A 22,869-nucleotide genomic window follows, 5' to 3' on the forward strand; every position below is an offset into this window, starting at 1 on the left:
GCATTGATTCTTACCGGAGAAATGCGTGAAAATATTATCGTCCACCCTGTTTTTTGCATGCGCGCTAGCATGTCCCGTCCTGTTTGCACAGACTATTGCTGTGCCTGATCAATTGAAATCCGGCCCTTTTATATCGACCCCTTGTGAAATAGGTATTTTTCAAAAAGACAAGCAGACATTTGTCGTCGTGACCAAAGCAGATAAAGGATTTAACTACACCTTCAGCAATGGGACTGTTGGCAATACGATGGACTCCGGGATTACGCTGACATGTGGAAAAAATGCAGTCCTGATTCGGGGAGATGAGGTCTGGAACAAGCTGGCCATTTCCGAGTTGAACACGCGATTTGAATCCAGTGGCGTTATGCTTGCAGGCCGCCTGATGGAGCCGCCCGGTGCAGAAAAAAATACACCCCTGCTTGTCTATGTACATGGCTCAGAAGACACTGGCTGGATAGACCGCGCAGGTGACCCTTATCAAATGCTCGGACGGGGTATTTCGGTTTTTGTGTATGACAAACGCGGCACGGGACTTTCACAAGGAGAATATACCCAAAACTTCCCCCGCCTGGGCGATGACCTGGTAGCAGCTTCTCGCGAAGCCAGGCGGCTGGCAGCCGGACGCTACGGTCGTTTTGGTCTCATAGGCTTGAGCCAGGGTGGGTGGATAGTGCCACTCGCGGCAGCGCGGGCCGGGGCAGAGTTTCTTGGGGTTGGCTTTGGCCTGGCGGTTGATATCACCGGGCAGGATGCTGAGCAAGTCCGCAAGGAATTACGCGATCACGGGTATGGCGACGACATACTTGCCAAAGCCAGCAAGGTGACAGATGTGACGGCAAAAATAGCAAAATCTGAATTGAAAGAGGGGTTTGACGAGCTTGCTGATATCCAGAAGCAGTTTGGCAAAGAGGCCTGGTTCACAAGTATAAAGGGAGGATACTCAGGCGTGTTCCTGAGCATGTCAGTAGATGATTTGCGCCGTAATGGTGTACCAAGATTCGACAAGCTGGATATTGACTGGTCGCTCGATCCCATGCAGGTCTTGAGCAAAGTTGATGTGCCACAGATGTGGGTATTCGCGGATGAAGACCGCCAAGCTCCGGGGGCAGTGAGTTTGGAAAGGCTGTCGAATCTTCGCCGCCAGGGCAGTAATATCACGATTTACCGTTTCCCCGATACTGGTCATGGCATGTGGGAATATACAGAAGCAAAAGATGGCACGCGCAAGCAGCTTCGTATTACGCCAGGCTATTATGATCTGATGGCGGACTGGGCAAAAGGCAAACTTGACGGCAGCTATGGGAAGGCATATCGCAGATAAATGGCCATGGATATGCTTCCCTGTATTTCTGTTGGTTGAGGCTAATGGCATCATCTGTGCAATGGGACCAGCTTACCATCAAGTACCAGAGTCTTTGTTATCTGGCGAAGCTATTGCTGCGCTTGATCTTGTTCTGTAACTGCAGCAGGCCATAAATCAGCGCCTCTGCGGTAGGTGGGCAACCTGGGATGTATATATCGACAGGTACGATGCGGTCGCAGCCGCGTACTACTGAGTAAGAATAATGGTAATAACCACCACCGTTGGCGCAGGAGCCCATGGAGATCACATAGCGTGGCTCTGCCATCTGGTCATAGACTTTTCGTAAAGCTGGGGCCATTTTATTGGTCAGGGTGCCAGCGACTATCATCAGGTCAGCATGGCGGGGGCTGGCACGCGGCATGAAGCCAAAGCGGTCCATGTCATAGCGGGCACTGGCAGCCTGCATCATCTCAACCGCACAGCAGGCGAGGCCGAAGGACAGATACCACATGCTATTGCTCTGCACCTTGTTCATCAAATCATTGACGTTGGTGAGGATGTATGAATCCTGAAACAAACCTGATTGCTCTTCCATGGATGGGGCTCCTTCTTTGAGATGCCCCGATTATGGATTCAAGCGATGATGTGGTCTTGTACCGAAACGACATCGATTTCGTCAGTGGGTATAAACAGCTTCCCCAATTCAGCTTCATTGAAGCTGAATGCCCAAAGTGCAGGATCTTTTGCCGCAATGCCACGCATGAGCTGCGCTGGTGTATGACCAGTAAACCGGACAAAGTCGTGGTTCATGTGTGCCTGGTCGGCATAACCAAAACTCATCGCGCATTCGACCCAGGTCTTCGCTGGCAGCCTTCCCAGCATGACTTGCGTCAGTGATGCACCGTAACGTAAATGCTGTTTGTAACTACGTAAACTGAGGCCAAAGCTGGCCAGAAAGCGCCTCTCGAATTGACGAGTGCCCAAACCCAGGCTATCAGCTAGTTCCTGCGCTGATTTATTTATCCAGTGATAGGGAATATCCAGCGGAGCAATGCGCGGTTTTTCAAGCAAGCGCAAACGTAACAACATGCTTTGTACCACATCCAGTTGTGCAGCAGTACCGTTGGCGGCATCCAGTTTTTCATTCACTTCGGTGTAGTGGGACAGAGGTAATACATCGGCCAGATTGATAACGGCGTCGCTAAATTCGTCTACGGGGTAGCCCAGTATCTTGCTGAGTTTGCCAGGGCGGAAAGTCGTTGACATGAAGCGAGAACCAGGCTGAGCCTTGCCCAGTGAACGATGCCTGTTGGGGCCGACGATGGCGAAGCGATACAAAGTCTGACCATCTTCCATTTCCATCGCTCCACTCAAAACGACGATCAACATCGGTAGTGGACTTGCTGGTACGGTGTACCAGCACGAAGGAATGTCCATGACCAGAAAATGCATGCAGACATCCGCCAACAAGGGATGTGGAGCAAGGCTGGTATGTGGTAAAGAAAGATCTTGCAATTGACCTTGGCTCTTATTGCGGAAGAAATTGCTGCTATTGTAGCCTGTTTGCGTAAGGTGAATATTCACTAAAGACCTTATTCACTCTTGGCTGCTTGCTCTTCGCTCTGGTCGGGCTGGATATAACAGTTAGCGGGTAGTGCATCGGACTTGATTTTGTAAAGATAAGATGCCGTCGAAGTCTGGGTGCCCTGGTTTAATTTTATAGTCTTGAAGTAGCGTCTTCTCAAGTCGGTATTGGCGCGTAGATTCAGAGAGATATCTTTGAGGAGCAGCAAGGGATTGGCAGCGACAGGAGCAAAATCGTCGCCGGGACGGTACTTGGAAAAAGCAAAACCCAAACGTTTTACGTACAAAGGAAACATGGTCTTACTTTCCTCCATGCCGCAAGCCAGCAGGACGGCAATGGCCTGGTGCCGGGCAGATGCCTTCCAATTACTGCTCTCGTAATAATACAAACCGGCATCATCATAGTTTTCTATGGTGCGCCAACTGGTTTCTGGCAATTGGTGGCTTAGCTTTAATGCTATTTTGTTGAGTCTGAGTGCATCTCGCTGGTCATGATTTTTCTCAAATGCCGCCATTGCGGCATTGCGGATTTTGTCTACCTGATTCTCAAGCTGAGACTGACTGGCTTGGCTAAGTATTGGCAGGCAAAGCAATAGTAAGGGGGCGCTAAACCTCATGATGGACAGGTATCGACAGCTTTGGTGCCGTTACTATACGAGCATTGAGAGGGGTAGTCGCATCAAATGGCCTATTTGTTTCTCGCTTCACAACCAGCCCTGATCGCGTGCCAGCCGGTATGCTTCAACACGGTTTTTTGCGTGTAACTTGCTGATGGCTTCAGAAAGATAGTTGCGTACCGTGCCTTCCGACAAATGCATGAGTTTTGCAATCTCGGTGCTGGTTGATCCAGTGCCAGCCAGACGCAGTACCTGGCGTTCGCGTTCGCTGAGGGGGTCTTGTTCGCCGCCCCAGCTTTCCATGGCCAGTTCAGGTGCGATGGCGCGGCCACCGGCATGTACCGTGCGTATCGCAGCTGCCAGGGTGTCAGCCGGTGCATCCTTGAGCATGTAACCACGCACACCACTGGCCATGGCGCGACGCAGGTAACCACTTCGCGCAAAGGTCGTCAGTACTACAACTTTGCTGGGCAGTTTTTTTTCTGCGACGGCAGCCGCCAGTTCCAGCCCTGTCATGATGGGCATCTCTATGTCGGTTACGACAATGTCTGGTTGTTCTTTCTCACATAAAGCCAGGGCTTCCTGGCCATTTTTTGCCAGGCCTATGACTTCCAGATCGTCTTCAAGGCCCAGTAGTGCCGCCAGTGCACCGGATACCAGGGCCTGATCTTCGGCGATGATGATACGTATCATTTTTCTTCTTTCAGGGGCAGGGACAATTCCAGGTGCAAACCTGGTGTGTCAGGTTTTATGAGTACTTGCACAGAGCCGCCCAAGGCGCGCACGCGTTCACTCATGCCATTAAGTCCGCTGCCTTTGTTGATGGATAATTTTTGTCCTGCTACGCCATTGTCAGTGATGGTCAGTCGCACATACTGATCCAGTATGCTCAGTTTAATATGGCAAATGCTGGCCTCAGCATGGCGTATGATATTGGTGACAGCTTCACGCACGGCCAGTGCCAGTACGTTTTCCGTCGCTGCCGGAATATTGATTGCTTGTATATCCGTGACCAGCGAAACCTGCGCCGCATCCAGTGCATTTTTTGCAGACTGCAATTCATGTCCCAGACCCGTGGCACGATAGCCTATGACAGCGGCGCGCACTTCTGCCAGGGCCTGCCTGGCGGTATGCTCGATGTCATGAATTTCCTTTTTGCAGGCATCGGGATTGCGTTCCAGCAGTTTGCCTGCCAGCTCGGCTTTCAGGGTGATGACGGACAGGGTATGCCCCAGCAAGTCATGCAAGTCCCTGGCGATACGTTCGCGTTCCGCCAGTGCTGCAAGATATTCAACTTCTTCCTGTTTCTTGAGCAGGCTTTCATTGCTGCGTGTCAGTCGCTCACCTATGATGGCGCCGACCCCACTGGGGATGCTGAAGATGATGGCGGGTATCCAGAAAGTCGCTTCGAACTTGAAGATGAAACTGCTTAGGGCAACTACCAGGCCGATAGTCAGCAGGCCAAGATAAGCCTGGCGTGTATCCGTCATGCGTGAGCACATAGTGGCGGCAAAAATACAGAATGTAGACCCGCCATAATTATAAGGTGCCCAGGCTATACCCATGGCGCAGATCACGGTAATACAGGCCAGATTTTTCCAGCCTGTTTGCCAAAAGCTATAAAAATAAATGAGTAAAAAAGCCAGAATGCTGATTGCTAACAAGCTGATTTCCTGCAAGCCTGGCGTGACGTAAAGATACTTCCAGCCCATGATGGTAAAGGAAAGTAGCCAGAAATACGGTGCCTTGCCATAGCGGGCAGGCACCCAGGGAGAAGAGAAGATAGCGATAAGTTGATGCATTATTTTTTTTTATCTGGCTTGGTTGACTTACTTAGCTGAGCTGGCTTGGCTGAAGTTTGACATTATTCCTTTAAAAGACGGATATCGGCAATCTGAAAACGATATGAACCAGGCTGTGGTCCTGCATTAAAGGCAATGATTGTGATTGCAGCAGGATCCAGCCCAGAGAATTTACTGAAAGCTATGCTGATTTCACGCCACTCTTCGCTAGCCTTGAAGGGGACCGAGATGGGTATATAACTGCCCTTGACGCTGATGCCTACGCTGTATTGATTGCCATCGCCCTTCACTCTGAATTTGAGGGTGTTGGCCTTGCTGAGGTCCACTGCTTCCATAGGGACTTTGCCTGTCATCACGGCCAGCCCAGCCCAGGGGTAGGCGAAACCAGGGCGAATTTCTGCATCAATATTAAGCACCGGCTGATCGTTGATGGTTTCAGTGTCAGCCAGTTTAAGGCTTATGCTGGATTTACCACCCATGAAAGCATCTGTCGATGCACCCCAGTCTGCACCGAACGGGCTGGCCAGTTTTCCCTTGCTGAACTGCGCAATGCGGCCATCCTGCGGTAGATCGAATTGCAGGTTTTTTTGCACATTTTGCTGCACGACTTCCTGTTGTTTTTGTTCGCGTTGAGCTGTGACGCGCTCGCCATCTTTCCATACCTCGACAATATTGCGTGTGTTACTAATATCTTTATCTGGTTCGCCTTCCACCAGCACAAGGTCAGCCTTATAGCCCCTGGCGATACGACCCCTGTCTTTCAGCCGGAACGCACTGGCTGGCACCGATGTGGCGGCGCTCAATGCGGCAAGCGGACTCATGCCGGCATTGACCAGTGAGGCCAGTTCATGATGCAGGCTGATGCCATACTGGGTGCCGGAATTGCCTGCATCCGTGCCTGCCAGTATGGGGATGCCAGCCTTATGCATGGCAACCGTGAGCAGTTTTGGGGCAGTCAATAAATCGGGACGGGCTTGCTGGCCATATGGTGCATTCATTGTTTGCATTTGCGTTTTATTTAAAAATGCTGTCATGCGCTTGTCTGTCAGTACATCTTCTTCCTTCAGACCTGCAATGCTTTCGAGCACAGAAAAAGTAGGGATGATGAAGGACTTCCTGCTTTTTGCAGTCTTTACCAGTTCACGTACATCGGCATCGCTGATGTGCTTTTCTACAAATAAATGCACCAGGCCATCTGCGCCCGCGGCCAGAGCATCTTGCGCTTCTTTTAAGGTGCCTATGTGGACTACCGCCAGTTTATTGCGCAGATGCGCCGCTTTGACCAGGGCTTTCACGGTAGCGTTATCAAGACTATTAAAAGGGCGTTTTTCATGACCATGCTCAATAACGATCTTGATGAAATGCGAACCTTCGGCAATGCGGGCATCTACCCAGGCTTGCGCTTCTTCAGGTTTTGCCAGGGTAGGGATAGCCAGACCATATTCAGTTCCATGACCGCCAGGTGCGGTTGCCAATACACCGGCAGAAATCAGATCTGCACGTTCACGGTTTTCACCCTTGCGCATTTTTTCATTGATCTCTTTCATTTGATCAACATTGGTGAACATGTCAATTTGCGTGGTCACACCATACAAGAGTGGCAGTTCCTGGTGCTGATAGGCATGCACGTGCGCATCAATCAGGCCAGGCAGCAGGGTGCGGCCATTGCCGTTAATGACAGTGATACCGGCAGCCGGTTTGCCTTTGAAATTGTCGTCCTGAATCTTGCCATCTGCGATGAGCACATTTCTGGCAGACAGGATTTTCTGGCCATCAAATACGCGCGTGTTTTCTATCAGAAAACCTGCTGCTTGTGCTGAGAAATGGGAGCCGCCTGTGCAAAGAGCAAATGCCAGGGCAAGAGTGGTTTTGTGCATGATGAGGTCCTTTTTTTGTAGATGTATTCATCATGCCGTTTGGATGAAAAATAAAACAGAAGCAAATGCCATCATTTTTTTATGACATTTGTCATGTCCTGAAATCACATCTTTGACGCAGACAAAAAAAATCCCGCATATTTGCGGGATTTCTTACAAAACATGCAGACTAAGGTGCCGTACACAGACAATGTGTCAGGGCCGTAAAGCTCTTGCCTTCTTTATTGACATCTCTCAACCAGCTCAGGTCATTCAGTATCTGTGTTGCTGCTGCTGGTGGCAAGCCGCTAGGTACAGACGCCAGTTTGAATTGCTCCTGCAATACCAGGGCAGTCTGCGCGCCAAAGATACTGAAGATGCGGTCAAACTTGGACGGTTCACGTTCTATATAGGCGATGCGGTAATCCTGTCCCATTTTTGCACGGGTAGATGCTGATTTCAACGCATCGGCAAAACTGCCTACATTGTCGATCAGGCCGCGTTCCTTGGCTTGTGCACCTGTCCAGACACGTCCTTGTGCCACTTCATTGATTTTCTCGGGCGTGGTCTTGCGTGCGGCGGCTGCCTTGCCTGTGAAATCGGCATAGGTATGGTTGATACTGCCTTGCAGGACTTCAGCAAAACGCGGGTTCAAAGGGCGCAGAGGATTGAATGGATCAGCCAGCCAGGTGGTTGGTGAACCAGCAGTATGCACGCCGAGTTTTTCCACGGCTTTATCTGCCGTAGGCAAAATCGCGATGACACCGATAGAGCCAGTAATGGTCGCTTCATCTGCGATTACTTCATCAGATGCCATGGAAATCCAGTAACCGCCGGAGGCAGCCACATTGCCCATGGAAACCACGACTGGTTTGCCAGCCTTGCGCGTCAGTTCCAGTTCACGGCGTATGAGTTCTGAACCAAAGGCGCTGCCACCAGGAGAATCCACACGCAAGACGATGGCCTTGATATTGTCATCTTCACGCGCCTTGCGTATCAGGCTGGCAGTAGACAAACCACCGATGGCGCCAGGTGAGGCCACGCCTTCGCTGATTTCACCAGAGGCCACGATCACGCCAACAGCGTCACCAAAGAGTTTGGGTTTGATGCGGGCAAGGTAATCTTCAAACGGGATTTGACGGAAGCTCTTGATTTGCTCATCCCTGATACCGCGCTTGAGCATGAGTTCACGCAATTCATCGCGGGTCTTCAAGCCATCGACGAGCTTGGTATTGATGGCCAGTTTGGCGATATCACCGCCTGCCGCAGCCAGCAGATTGCTCAGGTCATTGATACCATTCATGATGCTGCCAGCAGGCAGTTTGCGGGCTTTTTCTACATCGCCTGTATAAGTCTTCCACAGGGCATTGTATAAAAAGCTTTCTGCCTCGGCTGCTTCAGGAGACGGGGCATTGGCGACATAAGGTTCACCAAAGCTTTTGAAACTGCCCGCTTTCAACACGGTCACCGTGACGCCCAGCTTATCGAGGGCATCTTTGTAATAGTTTTGATACCTGCCAAAACCAGTGATCATCACTGATCCCATAGGGTGCAGATACACCTCATTGGCATGGGCTGCCAGGTAATACTGGCGCTGGTCATAGCTGGAACCCCAGGCCACGACTGTCTTGCCAGCAGCCTTGAAACGGTCGATGGCAGCGGCAATTTCCCTCAGCATGGTCAAACCAGTGCCGCCCATGTCATCCAGCAGCAAGACCGCACTGCTGATTTGCGGGTCTTTGGCTGCCTGATCCAGCACCGCCAGGACATCCCGCAATTGCGTGGTTTTCTTGATGTCGCCACGTGCTTCGGCCAGCAGTGTTTCGCGGGCGCTACCAGCATGTTGCTCTACCAGCGTTCCTTTTAAATCCAGCAAGAGGGCAGTCTTGTCTTCGATTTTTTTTGCCCCGCCACTGAACAGGCTGATGGCAATGGCAATCAGGATAAACAGCAAAAGCAGGTTCAGTATTACCCGGCGACTGAAGTCCAGCGCCGTCCAAAGGTATTTGAAACCTTTTCCTATCCAGCTTATGGGGGCAAAAGCCATGACATTTTCCTTAAGTAAAAAGATAAGCTGAGAGCAAGCTAAAAAAACAGGCTGGATTTATTCAGGCCAGATGGTTTTCAGCAATTGAGCCAGATGCGCACCGGCACGTGCCAGGGCATCTTCCTTCATGTTCAGCATGGTTTTTTCATATTCGAGTGGCAAGGCTATAGACCAGCTATTTCCTCTTTGGTTCGGTGTGCTTTTGCTGAATTGCGTGCCAGCGAACAATTGTTTGGCATCACGTATGGCGTCATTGGCCCACAATACTGGCAATTCTTCGATGGCTGCATTGGTCAGCGTCAAGGACTTGGCTTTTTTAGTCAAGGCATCATTCATGCGGCCACGCTTGAATTGCTGTGGCAAGTCATCCCACAGAGAGTGCAGGTTACCGCATGGGCATTGCAGGGCATTGCCACCAACGGTATTGCTGCCGCGGTCATACTGGCCTTCATCCGGGTTGACGATCTTGCCATCGGCATTCAAAAAGATGGAACCTACATGCAAAGGCTGGTGCAAGTCACCCACATAGTGGGTCAGCAGGGTCAGGGCTTCCTGCTTGTCCTTGAAATTGAAAGGTTTTGGCTGTGGTTTGCCTTGCAACACCAGTACGGCGGCACGAATGGCGTTCACCACGTCATGGTCACTGGTGCCTACATAGCCAGTTTTATAGTGGTCATGCTGCAGAGCCACGTCAGCATAGTGATATTGCTTGTGGCAGTTTTCTTCATCAAAAGCCGGATTGCAGTTAGTGTTATTGCGTTTCACATAATCCGCCATGGCAGCAATACCAGCGGCAGTCTCAAAGGACGCACACTCAGGGTAACGGCCAGTTGATGTATAGGCAAAATCTTTTTCAGGAGCGATGCCTTTGACGCAATCGCCCCAGACAGCGACTTTTTCCAGGGTATTGTCACCCAGCAGTGCTTTGACCTGGGCACCGGCTTTGCTGCCAGCCAGCAGGTTTTCGGCAATTGCTCCCACGGTCTGGTGACCGTCGGCCCCCCAGGCAAAACTCAGTTGTGGCAAGCTGGCCAGTGCCAGCATGAAAGCGGAGATCAGTAGCTTTTTCATAAAAATATCAGGTAGATAATAAATATACCAAAGATGGTAACAAGCAAAGATGACGAGGATATAGCAAACTGAGGAGATTGTGTTCGTATCAGAACGCGTATTGCAGACGCATGCTGAAGACGCCTGCATGGCGGGTATTGAGTTTGCCGACCACATAGGAGGCTTCATATTTGATGGCTTGCCTGCTGTCAGCCGCGTTCCCTAGCCTGAACGTGCCGGATACCATGGGACCAGCCCGGTGTGATTGCTGGGCCTGCGGCGACCAGTTATCCCAGTTACCCAGTTCACCAAAGCCTTGCAGGCCAAATGCCAGTTCAGGGCGGTAGCGGTACTTGCTTTGCCACTGATATTTCATTTGCGTGCGGCCCGCAGGATTAATGCGATACGTACGTTCCAGGAACAGATTGGCATTCACCTGCACCCGGCCAAACTCGGTTTGCATGGCCGGACCAAATTCAAAATCCACGCCACGGCTACTGTCAGTGTTCTTGTTCAGGCTGGTATGCAAGGCCACGTCAACATCATATTGACCATGCGTCAGCAAGAAATCATTTTGCCAGGTCCAGGCACTATTTGCCAAAGAGCTGGCACCTCGCCTGAACCAGGTCACATAGACTTCCGTGTACCAGGTTTTATTGGGCATGTAGCTGAAACCCAGGTCAGGCGCAGTCGAAGTGGGGCGACTGTCGACAAAAGAAGACCAGGTTTTGAAATCGATAGTTTTCTCGCCCTCATTTTCATAGATGCTGACCAGATAATAGCCAGAACCCGCCTGCGCAGGCATGGCTGACAATATGCAGATAGAAAATGTTGCTGTAAAAGCAAATTTCTTCATGGTTATCCAGGTTGAACTATCGTAAGCAAGAGTACCTGCATATCATGGCATTGCTACAGGAAAGTGCAAGAAAATCCATGTTGGAATTGTTATTTCTTTTACTTACTCGCCATGGAACTGTCAATTTGCAGTGTTTTGCCAGCCCTTGCATTCGACTTCGCCCCCAATACCAGCTAAACTTGCGTGTTTTTCTCCATTTTTGCGGCATCAGCATGAACACCATGAATACATCCCCAGACGATAGCGCTGAATCCGGCCACGAGTCAGTCTCAGAGACAACTACGTCCAGCGCGGCATCGAAAGACCTGATCAGCCGCGAAGTGGCACGCCGCCGTACCTTCGGTATTATTTCCCATCCGGATGCGGGTAAAACTACGCTGACTGAAAAGCTGCTGATGTTCTCGGGCGCGATTCAACTGGCAGGCACAGTCAAGGCGCGCAAGAGTGGCCGTCATGCGACATCTGACTGGATGGAAATCGAGAAGCAGCGCGGCATTTCGGTTGCTTCCTCTGTCATGCAGTTTGAATACCGCGACCACGTGGTCAACCTGCTTGACACGCCGGGTCACCAGGATTTTTCTGAAGATACCTATCGCGTGTTGACGGCAGTTGATTCTGCCCTGATGGTGATCGATGCCGCCAAGGGTGTGGAAGAACAGACCATCAAGCTGCTCAACGTTTGCCGCATGCGCAATACGCCCATCATCACCTTCGTCAACAAGATGGACCGCGAAACCCGCGACCCGCTGGAGTTGCTCGATGAACTGGAATCTGTATTGAAAATACAGTGTGCACCAGTGACCTGGCCCATAGGCATGGGCAAGACTTTCCGCGGTGTGTACCACATCCTGAAAGACGAGATTTTACTGTTCACGCCAGGTAGTGAACGTGCTGACCAGGAATTCGAAGTCATCAAGGGTATTGATAACCCACGCCTGGTCGAGATGTTCCCGCTAGAAATCGAACAACTGAAGATGGAAGTCGAACTGGTGCATGGAGCATCCCATCCGTTCAGTCTGGAAGACTTTTTGGCTGGCGTGCAGACACCGGTATTCTTTGGCTCTGCCATCAATAACTTTGGTGTGCGTGAAATTTTGAATGCTTTGCTCGACTGGGCACCAGCGCCACGGGAGCGCGATGCGACCGTGCGTGCTGTTGAACCAAAGGAAGTACCATTCTCTGGCTTTATTTTCAAAATCCAGGCGAACATGGACCCGGCTCACCGTGACCGTATCGCCTTCCTGCGCGTCTGTTCTGGTCGTTTTGAACGCGGTATGAAACTCAAGCATTTGCGCCTGAACCGCGATATCAAAGTGTCGTCTGTCGTGACCTTCATGGCATCGTCACGTGAGCAGGTGGAAGAAGCTTACGCTGGCGATATCATAGGCTTGCCCAACCACGGCAATATGCAGATAGGTGATAGTTTTTCTGAAGGTGAATTGCTGCAATTTACTGGCATCCCTTATTTTGCTCCAGACTTTTTCCGTACAGCACGTATCCTGAACCCGCTAAAAATCAAGCAATTGCAAAAAGGCTTGCAGCAATTAGGTGAAGAAGGTGCGGTACAGGTATTCAAACCTGTTGTCAGCAGTGATCTGGTGCTGGGTGCGGTTGGTGTCCTGCAGTTTGAAGTGGTCGCCAGCCGTCTCAAGAATGAATATGGCGTTGATGCCGTGTTTGAAGGCACCAGCATCAGCAGCGCCCGCTGGATCAGCTGCGATGACAAAAAAATGCTGGCTGATTTTGAACGTTCCAGCGCCGGTGGCAATATTGCTTATGATGCTGCAGGCAACATGGCTTACCTGGCGACCTCGGGTGTGAATTTGAAATTGACGCAAGAACGTTGGCCTGGTGTAACTTTCCACGCTACGCGTGAACATGCGGCTAAGCTTAACTGAGCTTAGCAGAACTGAAAAGTATTTAGCCAGGCCTAGTAAATTTGCGGCTGACAGAGCGAAAAGCTTCTGTCAGCCGCTTTGCTATTGGGGCTAATAAATTTAACTTGAATGCAGATTTTAATTTGCTAACATGTTGATTTAAGGTGCTTTTTTTGCACGACACCATGACACATAGCTGTCATACTAAAGGCGCAAAATAAAGTTACAGCAAGCATAAAAGTATTTGTTATCCAGAAATTAGTGCTGGTCCTTAGCATTGGCTAGTCAATTTCCTTCCCGATTTTCTTTGCAACTTTGATGAGGAGCGTGATCATGGCATTATTTTTTATTGAAGCCGTCCGTTTTGATGATAGTGGGCAGCGCATTGCTAAAGTGCGCTGGGGCAAGAGCAAGGGCGGACAAGTCATGCCACCTGCCATGGTGGATGATCCTCAGGAAGCAGATGTACAGGCGGTATTGGATACCATCGCCAATGGCGATGAAGTCTTGCCCAAGTTTAATAGTGAAAACGGCATCATTCTCGGTGAAAAAGTCGTAGGCATACAGTACGAAGATGGCGTACATGGCCTCAGCACGGCCAGCAATGGTGATCCTGGCCACAGACTGAGCGACCTGCCTTCTTTCTAATCTTGTCGACACGTCCTTGCTGGCAGGGGCGTGTCTTACTTTTTTACCCCTTCCTTGTTTTCTGCATATAGAACTACATCGTATATGCAAATAAGAAATACTTCGTTGTCCTTCAATACCCTGACTCCATATCATACACAGGCCGCCAGATAATCTTTCCTTCTGGCATGTTTTAATGAATGCGCCTTCGCTCAGGCGAGGGCCTGAAAACTTCTCAGGACCATGATGAAAATATCTAAAAGAAAAACAATCTCCACTTTGCTGGCTGGCTTGGTATTGGCGGGTGTTTCCCTGACTGCCAGCGCAGCTGACTTGCTTGACACGGTCAAGGCACGCGGCACCTTGAAAATTGCACTGGAAGGAACTTACCCACCTTTTAACTTCAAAGACACCAAAACCAATGAACTGGCTGGCTTTGACGTAGACGTTGCCAAACTGCTGGCTGCAAAACTTGGTGTCAAACCAGAATTCGTGACGTCTGAATGGAGTGGCATACTGGCAGGCTTGTCGGCTGGCAAGTTTGATGTCATCGTCAATCAGGTGGGCGTCACAGCCAAGCGCCAGGAAACCTTTGATTTTTCTGACCCCTATACAGTGTCCAGCGCCCAGCTCATCGTCAAGAAAGATGACAAGCGCGAATTCAAGAGCCTGGAAGACTTGAAAGGTAAAAAGCTGGGCGTAGGGCAGGGCAGCAATTATGAAGAGCGTGCCAAGGCCGTGGCTGGTATCGAAGTCAAGAGCTACCCTGGCGCGCCAGAATACCTGCAAGACCTGGCCGCAGGCCGTGTTGACGCGGCATTGAATGATAGCCTGATGGTTGCCTACCTGTTGAAAACCAGCAACCTGCCCGTCAAGGCTGGCTCACCTATAGGTGAAATTGCAAAAAATGGTATTCCCTTCCAAAAGGGTAATCCCAAATTTGCTGCGGCTCTGAATGTAGCCCTGGCCGAAATCATCAAGGATGGCAGCTTTGCCAAGGTATCCAATAAATGGTTTGGCAAGGACGTCAGCAAAGCACCTTCGGCTCAGTAAGCCACAAACTTGCTGATATTGCCTTGCAGCGTGCAATGTCAGCAAGATACGCTGTATGATTAAGTGGATGCACTCTACTTGATGTCACCATTATCCCCGTCTTTTACGGGGATATTTCTTTTTAAAGTCGCCATGGAAATTCTAGAACTGCTGCAGATGGCAGCGCCAGTCATGCTCAAGGGCGTGGCTTATACCTTGTTGTTTGCCGTCGGTGCCATGGTGGGAGGATTGATACTGGGCTTCTTGCTGGCGATTGCGCGCATTTTGCCAAGCAAACTGATCAGCACTCCGGCTGCGATATATGTCAGTCTGATACGCGGTACGCCCCTGCTGGTACAGATATTCGTCATCTACTACGGCCTGCCCAGCATAGGCATAGAATTTTCGGCGACCTCTGCAGGTATACTGGCGCTCAGCCTGAATGCGGGTGCCTATCTGTCGGAAAGCATACGTGGTGCGATTGTTGGTGTCAGCCGCGGCCAGTGGTCAGCCAGCGCCAGCCTGGGTTTGAACTATGCCCAAACCTTGCGCTATATCGTGGTGCCACAAGCCATGCGAGTGGCCGTGCCCTCGATGAGCAATACCCTGATCAGTTTGATCAAGGATACCTCTCTGGTATCCGTCATCACCGTAACTGAACTGATGCTGGCCACCAAGGAGGTTATCGCTACCAGTTTTCGTCCCTTGCCCTTGTATATCGCCGCAGCAGCCGTCTATTGGGTACTTAGCCTGTGTTTTGAAGTGGTGCAAAGACGACTGGAAAAACGCCTGCAAAAAGCCCATCAGGTATGACACCGTGGCGGGCATGGGCATGTGGTTTTTCCCGTGCCTGTAGCATCATGGGTTCAAAGGTTTTTCAGCCTTGGGGCTAGCGACAGCAAGACCAAAGCTGTCGCAATGGGCAGCGTGGAAATAAAACCGAAGTGCTTGAAGCCATATGCACCAGCCAGTGCCCCGGAAAAAAACGAGAACACCAGCAAGCCATGCAAACGCAGTTTTTGTAAATTGGCACCTACCTCATTTTGATGATGGATCTGGTCCTTATTCCTGTTCCAGTAAATCATTTTCCCCATTTCTATCCCTATGTCCGTGACCAGGCCAGTGACATGGGTGGTGCGTATCTCCGCCTGTGAAATTTTGGTGATCAGGGCATTTTGCAAGCCCATCACGTAACAAAGCAAGACCGTGGTAAACGAGACGGTGATAACAGCATGTGCTTGCAATTCCGTACCGACCAGGCCAAAGATCAGCAGTAGCAAGGCTTCCAGTAGCAAGACAGGAGTATAGATATAGCGGAAATGGTTGCGTCTGGCATAGTTGACGATGAGTGCAGTACAGGCTGCACCCCAGGCAAAAGCAACCAGCATGAACAAGGCAGCACAGGCTGGCAGCCATTTGCCCAGAACCAGATCATCCGCCGCCGATGACAGCATGCCTGTCATATGTGAAGTGTATTGGCCTACTGCCAGAAAACCTCCGGCATTCAATGCACCCGCCACGCAAGCCAAAGTTACACCCAGGTGGCGATTCGCCTGTGGCGTACGTTTAGGTGATGTCAGCTTGGACAGATAATGTAAAGGCATGTGTTAATGATGTTTTGCCAGCTTGTTTCTTAGTGTAATCCAGATTGTGTTGCAATAGCTGACTGCATTCACCTGTCTCCATGAGGTATCGCGAGAGGGATACGCGCACGCAGCTTCTTATCACTAGTCCGGCGCGTATAACTGCTGGCAGGTATGCCTGATGTGAATCCAATCCAATACCAGTGAATATCTGGCTTGCCAGAATTCCAAAGCCACGGCTGGTGTTAATTAAATGACATTCTTCATCGCCAGTCTGCAATCACAATCCAGTCTGTAAAGAGGCACTATTCCTTAATCCAAAACTTTGGCTTTTAATTTTGCGGGTACATATTGTTTAATTTAATTGTGTTGGCTGTTGGATACAGTCCACTTAAGTGTGAATTTTCATCTGAAATATAAATTACTCATAAAAAACATAAGCTTATGCTTGTTTGCTACTGCTCTACAATAATACCAATACTAGTAGTGGTAATACCACGTAGATACCGCTTGACAACCACTTTTGCGCTCCTTAAAGTGAGCCTCATTCGCTATTAAGTATTTTCCACAGGTTGAAATTAGTCGGTGGATTTAGGCAATAGAGGATGGCATCAGAGTGCGCCTGTCGTGGCCGCAGCCGATACTGTGGCGTGAGATCCATGGCCAATACCGCAGTCGCCGCGAGAAAAAAATACAACCGGGTCGCAATATCCTTGCATTCCTGGGGAAAGTAAAGCCGGATAAGAGGGGTGGTTTTACTTGTGGTATTGAAGTGGATGTTATGTAAGCGTACAGGTCTAATTTTTGAAATCTTCAGTTTTCATTTGAGGCTGAAACTTTGATTAGGAATTTCTTGGGGGAGTATATGAAACGTAAAGCGGCAAATAATTTGACACCTATCGCAGCTGCAGTTGCTGTGATGGTGATGAGCGTAGCGATGACTGCGCAAGCACAGAATGCTGATGCAAAAAAAGATGAAGTCCAGCAAGTAACCGTTACCGGTATCCGCGCTGCTCTGCAAAATGCGATCAATGTCAAGCGCAATGCCAATGGCGTGGTTGATGCAGTGTCTGCAGAAGATGTGGGTAAATTACCAGACAGCGATGCTGGTCAAGCGCTGGGTCGTATCCCTGGCGTGACAGTAGGTCGTGCATTCGGCCAAGGTGCTTCTGTCTCCGTCCGTGGTTCTGACCCACAAATGACTTACACGACATTGAATGGTCAGACAGTTGCTTCCACAGGCTGGTATGACCAACAAGCGATCGACCGCTCTTTCAACTACTCTCTGCTGCCATCCGAGTTGATCGGTGGCATGGAAGTGTACAAATCTTCCCAGGCTGATTTGACTGAAGGTGGTATTGGTGGCACGGTCATCGTCAAGACCCGCAAACCTTTGGATTTGGCTGCTGGCTCTGCCTATGTTTCCGCCAAGGCCAGTAAGGCCAGCCTGACTGATAAAATCGGCAGCGATGTTTCAGGCATGTATAGCTGGAAAAATGATGCCAATACTTTCGGCGTACTGGTTGCTGGTGCAAGAGAGAAGAGCGACTATATCCGTCGCGGCGTAGAGGCTGATACTGCATGGTCAAGTGACGTTACCCCGTCTACCTTTGTACAGGAGCGTGAACGCAAGGCTTTCAACATTAGCTTGCAAGCCAAACCTGTACAAGGTCTGGATCTCGGTTTGAATTACATGAAACTTGAGCTCAATGCAGACAACGCCAATAGCAGTCACTATATTTTCCAAAGCAATAGCTGTACAGCACGTAATGCAGCAGGTGCCTGCGTAAGCAGTAACACGACCCTGGCAAATACCACTGCACCGTTTGTCCAGACCTGGGCGCGTGCCGGTAAAATGACTTCCGACAGTTTTACGGTCAACGCCGCTTACAAAACGAATGATTTCAAACTTGAAGGTGTTGCTGGCACTACCAAGGCTGACGGTGGTACATCTCTGACGACAAACTATGGCTATAGTGGTGGTAACCTGCCAAAATGGACTGGTACTATTGACGCTAGCGGTACTCAGATTAAAGTCAACCCTAGTTCCAATCAATCCGTCAGCCTGGCAAATCTGCCTGCCAATTCTGATGTGTCGACCTGGGCTCTGGCTCGTGGCCCTAACTCTGACAAAGAGAATTTTGCTCAAGCTGATCTGACACTGAAACTGAATTGGGGCGCAATTTCGTCTTTCAAAACAGGCTTCCGTACAACAGAGCATACATTTGAAAAGCATACAGATCGTGCCGTAAGCAATAATCCACCATCGGTTCCGACAGCCAGTTTGTATGATGGCACGATAGACATGGGTACACCAGGCTGGTCTTATCCACGTCCTAACACTAGCGCAATGCTGGCCAGCTCACTCGGTGCTGTTACCCGTTGGGTTGAAGACAGGTCTGGCCTCGGTGTTTTGAATGAAGATAATACTGCTGCCTATGGTATGTTCAACTTTGAAGAAGATAAATTGCACGGCAATTTCGGTCTGCGCTATATCAAAACCAAAGTAAAGAGCACTGGTTACAAGCTTGACGGCACACCTTTGGCAAAAGACGACGTTGGACAAAATGATGGCTGGGGCCGTACACAATTTACAGAGAACGCCAGTTACAGCGATGTTTTGCCTAGCTTGAATATCGCCTATGACTTGCAACCTAATGTGATCTTGCGTGCCACAGCTTCTCAGGCTATCACACGTCCGAACTACGAAAACATGTTCCAGTCCACACAAATCGGTTACAAAGATACGGTAGCTGGAAATGAGACTGTCAATTTTGGTTCAGTCGGTTTGAAACCAATGAAATCGACACAGTTTGACATCGGTTTTGAATATTACTATGGCAAGGGTAACTTGATTTCTTTGATGTACTTCCACAAAGACATCAATAATTTCATCACCAGTGATACCAAGGTTAATCAAAGCATAGGCGTGGTCAGCCCTGATACTGGCAAAGACAGCTGGACAGTCAACCGCTATATCAATGCTGGTGGCGGTAAAATTGATGGTATCGAAGCCCAAATCAACCATGCATTTGATAATGGTTTTGGTGTTGTTGCCAACTACACACTGGCCAATGCAACAGCTCCTGCAACGAGCTATCAAGACCGCTTGAATGTGTTTACGCTCTCATCCAAACATAATGTCAACCTGGTTGGTTACTGGGAAAATGCTGATTACTCCGCTCGCCTGGCTTACAACTGGCGTTCGAAGTACATGGTGCGTGAAACCGGCTACTATGGTAATCGCATGCATGATCCATACGGCACACTCGATGCCAGCTTCGGATGGAATATCAATAAGACTTTGAGATTGCAATTTGAAGCCATCAATCTGTTGAAACAAGATGACGTGCAGTATGGTGCTGCGGGATATGACACTACTGTGAAAACACCTTTGAAAGGCGGCTACCCAGCTTGGTCCTTTATTGGCGAAACCACATACAGAGTTAGCCTCTCAGCCAAGTTCTGATATTGCTCGTGAAAAAAAGCCTGGCGTATGCCAGGCTTTTTTTTATTTCAGAATCAGGGCGTATTTGAAAAACGCCCTGGCTATTTGTGGAAAGCGCGTCTAAAAATTGTAGAAGGTATTGACAGTCAGGCGACCGCTGTCTGGATTGGCATTGATGCTAATTGCCGGATTGATACAGGCTGTGTGTAACAGGCTGCCACGATAAATAACCAGGCGGTTGAACTTGGCCGGTATCATTCCCAAAAAACTGAAATGCTCATTAGAGTCATCAAAATATCTTGGTGGTGGCTGAATCGCATTGATCTCTTCGTAATACACATCCAGATAATGCTCGCGTGTTGCTTCAGTGATTTGCTGTAAGCCAGTTGCCTTGTGACGATAAAAACCAGTGCCGCCGTGTTTTTCATCGCAGAGATAAAGCAACACTGCCATGTGGTATGGTGTGCTTGCATCAAAATGTGGCGTTCTCTGCAAAGGGCCTAGTTGCTGAGCTGGTATGGTGGTCAGTGAAAATGCACACATACTTTTACGCAGCGGGAGTTCTTCCGGTATGCCAAAATTGAGTTTGATGACGGGCTCAAGAAATTCCGTGATGTTGCTGGAATACTTTGCTGGTGCCTGCGCCCTGACACCAGGATATCCCTTTTTATTATCAAAATTGGGATAGGGTTCAAATGCACTGTTGAGGGCAATGTTCTTCATCGCATCAGGGTCTTGCAGAAAATCATCAATAATGATCGCCTGATGTTCACCTATGCTTACACATTGAATATTGGGTTCAGCGCACAATAAAAAAGCGTCATCTGCTTTATGAGCCATTTTATTTTCCTGAAGTTTGTTGGTAGGCTGTCGCAAATTTATCGAGCCACAGCCTGTGATCCAGTAATTCACCCGATAATTTTTTCCTGTACATGTTGACCTTTTCGATTTCCTGCCTGAAGTAGTCTTCTTCGTAGACCGTCATATTTTTGGCCCTGGTTTTGTATTTCATACCGTAGAGTACAAAGAGAAAATTTTCCACATCAAATAAATCAAAACGGCTGAAAATATCGAGCTTTTTCGGTGAGTTGACTGCCCACATGTCCAGTCGCTCTTGCAAGATATCTGAACGCTTGACCTCTTGAGTAGTCGCGCGCCAGAAAGCCGAATCCTGGCGGTCAGAAATGCAGTAGTGTAATTGTACAAAATCAATCACCCGTTCCCAGGTATAAGCAACCGCTTTATTGCAATAATCAGCGGCTACAGACATGCTCTCTTTTTCGACTGAAAAATTACGTGCAAACAGCTCCGCAGAAAAATCGGTGACAAAGATGGAGGTAGCTTCGAGTGGTTCGACAAAACCTTGTGCCAGACCCAGTGCAACCACATTTTTACACCAGAATTTTTCTCTATACCCCATGCGCATGGGAATTTTTCTGGGCGAAAATTGATCTGTATTGAGTTGCAAGTGCCTGGACAAGTGCTCAACAGCGACATCTTCCGTCATATGCGCACTGGAATAGACAAAGCCTACACCACGGCGATTGGTCAAAGGAATATCCCACATCCACCCGGCTGAATGTGCCTTGGCTAAAGTGTAGGGCGGGATTTGGGAATTGGCTTCAGTAGGAATTTGTACCGCAAGTGCAGTATCGGTCAGCAGTTGAGACGACTTGTCGACGAAGGGAATATTGAATAATTTTCCCATGATCAAAGAATGGAAACCAGAACAATCGACAAAAAAATCATATTGCAATTGCTCACCTTCCTTGGTGATCAGGTAATCGACCTCGCCATGCTCATTCAATTGTGCATTGACTATCGTGGCCGGTTTGTGCAGCACACCCAGTTTTTCTTTGGCATTCTTTGCCAGTAACTGCCCAAATTTAACTGCATTGAAATGGTAGGCATAATTGACCACGCCTTCGTATGGTGCCGATGAAATTCTTTTTGGCGATTTCATCGCTTCCGCCAGACTTGGCGCCTCGGTGACATCGGCAAATTCCATACTTGCTGAATTTTTCAGATACCAACTGGTCACGTCTGCACCGCCAGGATAGGCTGATGAAAAAGGGTGGTAGTAACTATTTTCAGGATTGCTTGCTGATGGCGCCATCCAGTCAACAAACTTGATTCCCTTTTTGAAAGTGGTGTCGCAAGTGGCTAGTAGCTCTGCTTCAGGTATGCCAAATTTCAATAGTGATTTTTTAATATGCGGAACGGTACCTTCGCCCACGCCGATAATACCAATTTCTGGTGACTCAATGACAGTAATGGTGATGTCTGTTTCTGCACGTAGTTCTACAGCCAGATGATTGGCAGCCAGCCAGCCGGCTGTGCCACCACCAATAATCGCAATATTTTTTACTCTCATTTTATTTGGCCAGATTTAAGCTTGATAAGAAACATGTCCAGTATTGATTGACCATGTTTGACGATGCAGATTTGCGTTTTTCTTGAAGAATTGTGCTATTTTTCCCGGCAAAGTATTTCACATATTTTCTGCTACTACAAGTCTGAAATTCACCAATATTCAAACCGTTTCCCTGTGTTTTTTAAGCATGAAGTCAGTTTGATATCAGGTTGCAGGAAGCTGTATTTTTGAATGGGAAAACGCATTTCAAAAAAGTAAGGCGATGCCTGCTTTTTGTGCGAAAAATGCGATAAGACCAGTTGTAAAAAAGCTGGGTTTGATGACACTGCTGAATGTTGAAATGGCAGGGTAAAGCGACTGCAGGAAAGTAATTCACATCTTCATGTTCAAAAAATTATTTAATACCACATAGATACCGCTTGACAACCAGTTTTAAGGACTCTACAGTAGGATTGAAACGGCTTTTCTGCTAAGGAAATGCGGTCTTGAAATAAGATTTTCCGTAAAGTGGCATTGCATGGAATGTGATTCACATCTGGCAGAATTGTTGTCTGCGCAGTGTCTTCTTTACTTGAATGAGGGTGCTTGAATCCAGATCGTATTTTATGAAAACAAGACTAAGCAACAGTTGCGCAGTCTTGTTTTTTATTATGTGAAGAATCGCTGGTGATGCTATTCAGCACGTGCCCAGCTTGAAAAATAAAATGACAGGAGCAGTAATGGATTTTTCAAATCGCCAGCAAGAGCCGGGGAAGAAGTTTATAGGCATAGGGCTGGTAATCGCATTTCACGTACTGGTGGTATATGCCCTGG

Annotated in this window: 18 protein-coding genes; 6 read left to right on the forward strand and 12 right to left on the reverse strand. The window is 49.0% G+C overall.

The genetic code is table 11. The features are described 5' to 3' along the window. Window positions 1-25 precede the first annotated feature (25 nt). Window positions 26-1,321, forward strand: coding sequence for an alpha/beta hydrolase family protein (locus tag DFR42_RS15295; protein ID WP_110255849.1), 1,296 nt, complete (start codon window positions 26-28; stop codon window positions 1,319-1,321). 97 nt (window positions 1,322-1,418) lie between these two features. On the opposite strand, the gene DFR42_RS15300 is transcribed toward DFR42_RS15295, so the two are convergent. The 9 genes from DFR42_RS15300 to DFR42_RS15340 all read right to left on the reverse strand — a co-directional run bounded on the left by DFR42_RS15300 (window position 1,419) and on the right by DFR42_RS15340 (window position 11,115). Further along, on the reverse strand, window positions 1,419-1,898 hold the full coding sequence (locus tag DFR42_RS15300; protein WP_110255850.1) for a NuoB/complex I 20 kDa subunit family protein: 480 nt from the start codon (window positions 1,896-1,898) through the stop codon (window positions 1,419-1,421). A 38-nt stretch (window positions 1,899-1,936) separates the two neighbouring features. Then, window positions 1,937-2,755 carry a helix-turn-helix domain-containing protein gene (locus DFR42_RS15305; RefSeq protein WP_146218861.1) on the reverse strand — a complete coding sequence of 273 codons (819 nt, stop codon included), beginning with the start codon at window positions 2,753-2,755 and terminating at the stop codon, window positions 1,937-1,939. A gap of 140 nt (window positions 2,756-2,895) precedes the next feature. Continuing rightward, entirely contained in the window at window positions 2,896-3,324 is a 429-nt protein-coding gene (locus DFR42_RS15310) for a hypothetical protein (protein WP_170133542.1), read from the reverse strand. A gap of 267 nt (window positions 3,325-3,591) precedes the next feature. Then, complete coding sequence (locus DFR42_RS15315) at window positions 3,592-4,197, reverse strand: response regulator transcription factor (protein ID WP_110255853.1); 606 nt, start codon at window positions 4,195-4,197, stop codon at window positions 3,592-3,594. After that, window positions 4,194-5,306, reverse strand: a complete 1,113-nt coding sequence (locus tag DFR42_RS15320; protein ID WP_110255854.1) for a sensor histidine kinase — start codon at window positions 5,304-5,306, stop codon at window positions 4,194-4,196. The genes DFR42_RS15315 and DFR42_RS15320 overlap by 4 nt, the downstream gene beginning before the upstream one ends. Window positions 5,307-5,368: 62 nt before the next feature. Beyond that, window positions 5,369-7,183 carry a CIA30 family protein gene (locus DFR42_RS15325; RefSeq protein ID WP_110255855.1) on the reverse strand — a complete coding sequence of 605 codons (1,815 nt, stop codon included), beginning with the start codon at window positions 7,181-7,183 and terminating at the stop codon, window positions 5,369-5,371. Window positions 7,184-7,352: 169 nt separating this feature from the next. Next, window positions 7,353-9,209, reverse strand: coding sequence for a signal peptide peptidase SppA (sppA, locus tag DFR42_RS15330; RefSeq protein WP_110255856.1), 1,857 nt, complete (start codon window positions 9,207-9,209; stop codon window positions 7,353-7,355). Between the two features lie 57 nt (window positions 9,210-9,266). Beyond that, window positions 9,267-10,280, reverse strand: coding sequence for a S1/P1 nuclease (locus tag DFR42_RS15335; RefSeq protein ID WP_170133543.1), 1,014 nt, complete (start codon window positions 10,278-10,280; stop codon window positions 9,267-9,269). An 88-nt stretch (window positions 10,281-10,368) separates the two neighbouring features. Continuing rightward, on the reverse strand, window positions 10,369-11,115 hold the full coding sequence (locus DFR42_RS15340) for a hypothetical protein (RefSeq protein ID WP_110255858.1): 747 nt from the start codon (window positions 11,113-11,115) through the stop codon (window positions 10,369-10,371). Between the two features lie 221 nt (window positions 11,116-11,336). Here DFR42_RS15340 and DFR42_RS15345 point away from each other — a divergent pair, with 221 nt between their 5' ends. From DFR42_RS15345 to DFR42_RS15360, 4 genes are all read left to right on the forward strand, one after another. Next, entirely contained in the window at window positions 11,337-13,013 is a 1,677-nt protein-coding gene (locus DFR42_RS15345) for a peptide chain release factor 3 (RefSeq protein WP_110255908.1), read from the forward strand. Window positions 13,014-13,325: 312 nt separating this feature from the next. Continuing rightward, window positions 13,326-13,640, forward strand: a complete 315-nt coding sequence (locus DFR42_RS15350) for a hypothetical protein (RefSeq protein ID WP_110255859.1) — start codon at window positions 13,326-13,328, stop codon at window positions 13,638-13,640. A gap of 225 nt (window positions 13,641-13,865) precedes the next feature. After that, window positions 13,866-14,672, forward strand: coding sequence for a cystine ABC transporter substrate-binding protein (locus tag DFR42_RS15355; protein WP_110255909.1), 807 nt, complete (start codon window positions 13,866-13,868; stop codon window positions 14,670-14,672). A gap of 132 nt (window positions 14,673-14,804) precedes the next feature. Then, window positions 14,805-15,464 carry an amino acid ABC transporter permease gene (locus tag DFR42_RS15360; RefSeq protein WP_110255860.1) on the forward strand — a complete coding sequence of 220 codons (660 nt, stop codon included), beginning with the start codon at window positions 14,805-14,807 and terminating at the stop codon, window positions 15,462-15,464. Between the two features lie 53 nt (window positions 15,465-15,517). Here the strand turns inward: DFR42_RS15360 and DFR42_RS15365 are convergent, their stop codons facing one another. Further along, window positions 15,518-16,255 carry a YoaK family protein gene (locus DFR42_RS15365; protein ID WP_110255861.1) on the reverse strand — a complete coding sequence of 246 codons (738 nt, stop codon included), beginning with the start codon at window positions 16,253-16,255 and terminating at the stop codon, window positions 15,518-15,520. Window positions 16,256-17,099: 844 nt separating this feature from the next. On the opposite strand from DFR42_RS15365, the gene DFR42_RS15370 reads away from it, so the two are divergent. Then, entirely contained in the window at window positions 17,100-19,703 is a 2,604-nt protein-coding gene (locus tag DFR42_RS15370) for a TonB-dependent receptor (protein ID WP_110255862.1), read from the forward strand. A gap of 99 nt (window positions 19,704-19,802) precedes the next feature. Here DFR42_RS15370 and DFR42_RS15375 read toward each other — a convergent pair whose 3' ends face one another. Continuing rightward, window positions 19,803-20,522 carry a DUF6445 family protein gene (locus tag DFR42_RS15375; RefSeq protein ID WP_211324315.1) on the reverse strand — a complete coding sequence of 240 codons (720 nt, stop codon included), beginning with the start codon at window positions 20,520-20,522 and terminating at the stop codon, window positions 19,803-19,805. A gap of 1 nt (window position 20,523) precedes the next feature. Then, on the reverse strand, window positions 20,524-22,056 hold the full coding sequence (locus tag DFR42_RS15380) for a tryptophan halogenase family protein (RefSeq protein ID WP_110255863.1): 1,533 nt from the start codon (window positions 22,054-22,056) through the stop codon (window positions 20,524-20,526). Window positions 22,057-22,869 lie beyond the last annotated feature (813 nt).

The organism is Undibacterium pigrum (assembly GCF_003201815.1).
Taxonomy (GTDB): domain Bacteria; phylum Pseudomonadota; class Gammaproteobacteria; order Burkholderiales; family Burkholderiaceae_D; genus Undibacterium; species Undibacterium pigrum.